We start from the raw sequence: 3,904 nt of genomic DNA, 5'->3' as shown, positions 1-3,904 counted from the left end.
GTCGACGTCACGCTCGGGCTGCGGGATCGCCTCGTCGACGGCGGCCATCAGGTTCAGGACCGACTGGCCGACCCAGGTGCGCGGCGGCTGGCCGGAGGGCGCGCAGGTCAGCGACAACACGCTGGACCAGTACCTGACCCGGCTGCGCCGCAAGCTGCGCGCGGCGGGCAGCGAGCTGACGATCGCCACCGCCCGCGGGATCGGCCACCGCCTGGAGTGAGACTCCCGGCCCTTTCAGCCTGGCCGGGGCCGCGCCGGCAAGGGCGCCGCTCTCACAACGCCTTGCGGCGCACCAGCACCCCGAGCACCAGCAGGCCCGGCAGCAGAGGGAGCCACACGGTCAGCAGCCGGTAGCCGAGCACGGCCGAGGCGGCGGCCGCGGCCGGGGCGCCGGACACGGTCAGCGCCAGGGCGAGCGCGGCGTCCAGGGAGCCCAGGCCGCCCGGGGTGGGCAGCAGGGCGGCGGCGCTGCTGGCGGCCAGGTACAGCAGCGCCACCTGGAGCGGGGGCAGCGGCAGTCCGACGGCCCGGGTGACGGCGATGAGCACCAGCGAGTGCAGGGCGGCGAAGGCCAGTGAGCCGCCCCACAGGGCCGCCGCGCGGGCCGGGCACGCGTGCAGTGCGCGGATGTCGGCGAGCACGGCGGCGAGCCCCTGCCGGCAGCGCGCCCACCAGGGCGTGACCGGCAGGGCCGCCACCAGCGCGGCGATGCCCAGGGCGACGCCGAGGACCGCCGGGGAGAGGCGCGGCAGGCGCAGCAGTCCCGGGCAGGCCGGGACGAGCAGCGCGATCAGCGCCATGCGGACGGCGGCGCCTGCCGTGGCCTTGACGGCGAGCGCGCTGGCCGACCGGCCCGGGGCCAGCCCGCAGCGCATCAGGAACCGCAGGTTCACCGCGCCCGCGCCGAGCCCGGCGGGCAGCAGGTGGTTCGCGGCGGAGGCGGCGAACTGGGCGGCGACCAGCCGGGAGCCGGGCAGCCGCCGTACGACGGCGCCCTGCTGGGCGAGCGCCGAGGCCGCCCAGGTGCCCAGGGCGGCCGTCGCGCCGAGCAGCAGCCAGCCCTGGTCGGCGACCGCCAGCCGCCCGGCCCCGCGCTCGACCAGGGTCCAGTGCCGGTGGGCCAGGTACAGCGCGCCGAGCAGGACGGCGAGGCCGAGGCCGGCGTGCCAGTAGGCGCGGCGGCCGACCGCGGCGCCGAGTTGCACCGGAGAGGTCATGAGCCGGCCTTCGGCACCCCGTAGTACAGCCGCCCGCCGTCGACCGGCGCCCACGTCCAGGCACGGGCGTAGCCGGGCGGCCGGGTGCCCGTCGGCACCAGCGCGGCCACCGGGATCCGCCGGGCGGTCCGGGCGATGGCGTCCGCGGTGCTGTTGCCGTTGTGCCCGGCCGTCGTGGCCGAGGAGCAGCCGGCGTAGAACGCGGGCGGGATGGCCTCGTCCCCGGTGAGCAGGCACGGCGGGCGGACACCCAGCCGGTGCAGGGCGGCGGCGGTACGGGACCAGCTCCGGTGCGCGACGGTGGCGTTGCTCGCGGTGTGCACCACGACGGCCAGCTGTACGGCGAGATGGGTGGCGAGCCCGAGGCACAGCAGGGTGACGACGACCGGGCGCCAGGGCCGGCGCGTGGCGGTCGCCAGCCGCAGGAGCGCGGCGGCGACGGGGAGCGCCAGCAGGGCGTAGGCCGGCAGCAGGAAGCGGGGCGCCGCGTAGCCGATCAGGAACAGGTAGGGGAAGGCGGCCGTCGCCGCGCAGGCGAGCGGCAGCGCGGTGGCGGCCGGGCGCCGGGTGCGGACCGCGAAGGCCAGTCCGAGGACGGCGAGCACGGGCAGGACGAACCACCAGGCGGTGACGACCGGGTTGGGCAGGGCGCCGGTGCACGGCCGGCACAGCGCCCGCCCGCCCAGGCTGCGCAATTGGTCCACGACGGCGAGGTGCCAGCCGAGGCCGCCCTGGATCGCCGAACCCTCGGACAGCCGGCGGGCGAGGCCGCCGTAGCTCGCGTACGCCTCGACGATCCACTCGGCGGCTCCGGCCGCGAGTCCGGCGAGCAGCACGAGCAGCGGCCGGCGGGGCCGGCGGACCAGCCCGAGGCCGACGAGCGGCAGGGCCGCCCAGACGGCGTCCATGGGCCGCATCAGGGCCATCAGCGCGGCGCTCACCGCGAGGCCCCACAGCGCGGCCCGGTCGGCGCGGTCCGCGCGGGCGCGCAGGAAGCAGGCGACGGAGGCCAGGACACCCACGGCGACCCAGTAGTTGGGCATGGCCTGCGGACCGTAGAACAGGGTGACCCACAGGGAGGCGAACAGGGCGCCGGCGAGGGCGAGCACCCGGACCGGGAACAGGCCGCGCCAGGCGCGCAGCGCCAGGAACAGGGCGAGACCGGACAGGGCGGCGAGGTAGCAGCGCAGCAGTGGTGTCGAGGACGACCAGGAGGTGACGGGCGCGACCAGCAGGGAGATGCCGCGGGCCCGGGGCGCGCTGAAGAAGGCCGCGGGAGCGTGCGCGCTGATCTGGCTGACGTAGACCGTCTCGTCCCAGCCGAGGCCCATGCCGGGTCGGACGAGGAGCAGCTGGGCGAGGGTGAAGGCGGTCGTGACGGCGGCGATCGGGGCGGTGGCCCGCAGGCTTCGGGTGCCGTCGGGCAGGCGCCGGGGACGCTCGCGCCGCGTCCCGGCGAGCGTGGCGTGCGCGCTGCCGGCCATCATCACCCCCCTCTTCCCCTACAGCCTGTAGGGCCACGGACATCCTACATTCTGTAGGACTACCGAAGGGAATCGAGAAGACCACGAAACCACACAGCCGCGAAAATACCTGGCAAACCAAGGCGTTTCGCGGACGCTCACCAGACGGATACGGCCATCCGGCGGTCGCCACTACGCGCTGTAAGGTTGGGGCATGGCTGGCACAGATTCCCGCGGCAGGGCGGAACGACGCAGCGCCGGGGAACTGGAGAGCGAGGTGCTGGCCGCGCTCTGGGCCACCGAACGGCCCCTGACCCCCGCGGAGATCCAGGCCGAGATCGACGGCGGACTCGCGTACAACACGGTGCACACCATCCTGAAGCGTCTGTACGACAAGGGTCTGGTGCTGCGCGACGCCGACGGACGGCGCGGCGCGTACCGGCCCGCGAAGAACGCGGCCGAGCTGACCGCCGAGGCCATGCACGAGGCCCTGGACCGGGGCCCGGACCCGATCGCCGCGCTGCAGCAGTTCGTGACCGGGCTCAGTCAGGAGGAGGAGCAGGCGCTGCGCGAACTCCTCGCCAGGGGTGGCGCATGAAGTACGACGTCTACACCCCGCTGGTGCTCTCGCTGCTGCTCGCCGTGGTCGGCCCGCTGATCGGCCGGCGGGTCGCGCCGGCCCTGGCCGCGCGGGTGCTGACCTCGGCCGCCGCACTGACCGCCGCTGCCACGACCTGGTCGCTGGTCCTTCTGGCCGCCGCGCTGGTAGGGGACGCGCCGCCGGTGCTCCGCGAGGCCCGCGAGGACGGGCACACCGTCGCGGATCCCGTCCCCGAGGTGATCGGGCTCGCCGCCTGTCTGGCGCTGGTCGTCGTCGCCGTTCGGGTGTACCGGGCCGTGCGGGCCGAGCGGGCCACGCGGCGGGCGCTCAGACGGCTCTGCGCGGGACAGCCCGCGGACACCGAGCTGATCGTCGTCGCCTCCGAGGTGCCGCGGGCGTTCGCGATTCCGGGCCGGCCGGGCCGGATCCTCGTCACCTCGGCGATGCTCAGCGCCCTGGAACCCGCCGAGCGGCGCGTGCTCCTCGCGCACGAGCGCGCCCATCTCGCCCACCGGCACGGGCCGCTGGTGACGCTCGCCAACCGGCTGCCCGCCACCACCACGCTGCACTCCCACGGGGTGCGGCTGCGCTGCGACATGGACGGCGTCCCCGACCTGACCCAG

Annotated in this window: 5 protein-coding genes; 3 read left to right on the top strand and 2 right to left on the bottom strand. The window is 76.1% G+C overall.

The features are described 5' to 3' along the window. On the top strand, positions 1-220 hold a 220-nt coding region (locus ACWEN3_RS43140; RefSeq protein WP_452983209.1), incomplete at its 5' end, for a winged helix-turn-helix domain-containing protein. A gap of 52 nt (positions 221-272) precedes the next feature. Here ACWEN3_RS43140 and ACWEN3_RS43135 read toward each other — a convergent pair. Then, positions 273-1,217: a lysylphosphatidylglycerol synthase domain-containing protein gene (locus tag ACWEN3_RS43135; protein ID WP_452983207.1), complete on the bottom strand. Its 945-nt coding sequence runs from the start codon at positions 1,215-1,217 to the stop codon at positions 273-275. Further along, entirely contained in the window at positions 1,214-2,701 is a 1,488-nt protein-coding gene (locus tag ACWEN3_RS43130; protein ID WP_452983212.1) for a hypothetical protein, read from the bottom strand. Before ACWEN3_RS43130 ends, ACWEN3_RS43135 begins: the two co-directional genes overlap by 4 nt. A gap of 193 nt (positions 2,702-2,894) precedes the next feature. Here ACWEN3_RS43130 and ACWEN3_RS43125 point away from each other — a divergent pair, with 193 nt between their 5' ends. Then, on the top strand, positions 2,895-3,278 hold the full coding sequence (locus ACWEN3_RS43125) for a BlaI/MecI/CopY family transcriptional regulator (protein WP_452983204.1): 384 nt from the start codon (positions 2,895-2,897) through the stop codon (positions 3,276-3,278). Next, positions 3,275-3,904, top strand: a 630-nt coding sequence (locus tag ACWEN3_RS43120) for a M48 family metalloprotease (protein ID WP_452983201.1), incomplete at its 3' end; no start/stop codon positions are given. The genes ACWEN3_RS43125 and ACWEN3_RS43120, both read left to right, overlap by 4 nt.

It is taken from the genome of Streptomyces sp. NPDC004561, assembly GCF_053602155.1.
The sequence above is the reverse complement of the archived record's forward strand: the minus strand, read 5'-3'. Positions and strand labels throughout refer to the sequence as shown.

Excerpts from the sequence above, each read along its gene's own strand:
- ACWEN3_RS43135 (WP_452983207.1), bottom strand. The coding sequence starts at position 1,217 with ATGACCTCTCCGGTGCAACTCGGCGCCGCGGTCGGCCGCCGCGCCTAC.
- ACWEN3_RS43130 (WP_452983212.1), bottom strand. The coding sequence starts at position 2,701 with ATGGCCGGCAGCGCGCACGCCACGCTCGCCGGGACGCGGCGCGAGCGT.
- ACWEN3_RS43125 (WP_452983204.1), top strand. The coding sequence starts at position 2,895 with ATGGCTGGCACAGATTCCCGCGGCAGGGCGGAACGACGCAGCGCCGGG.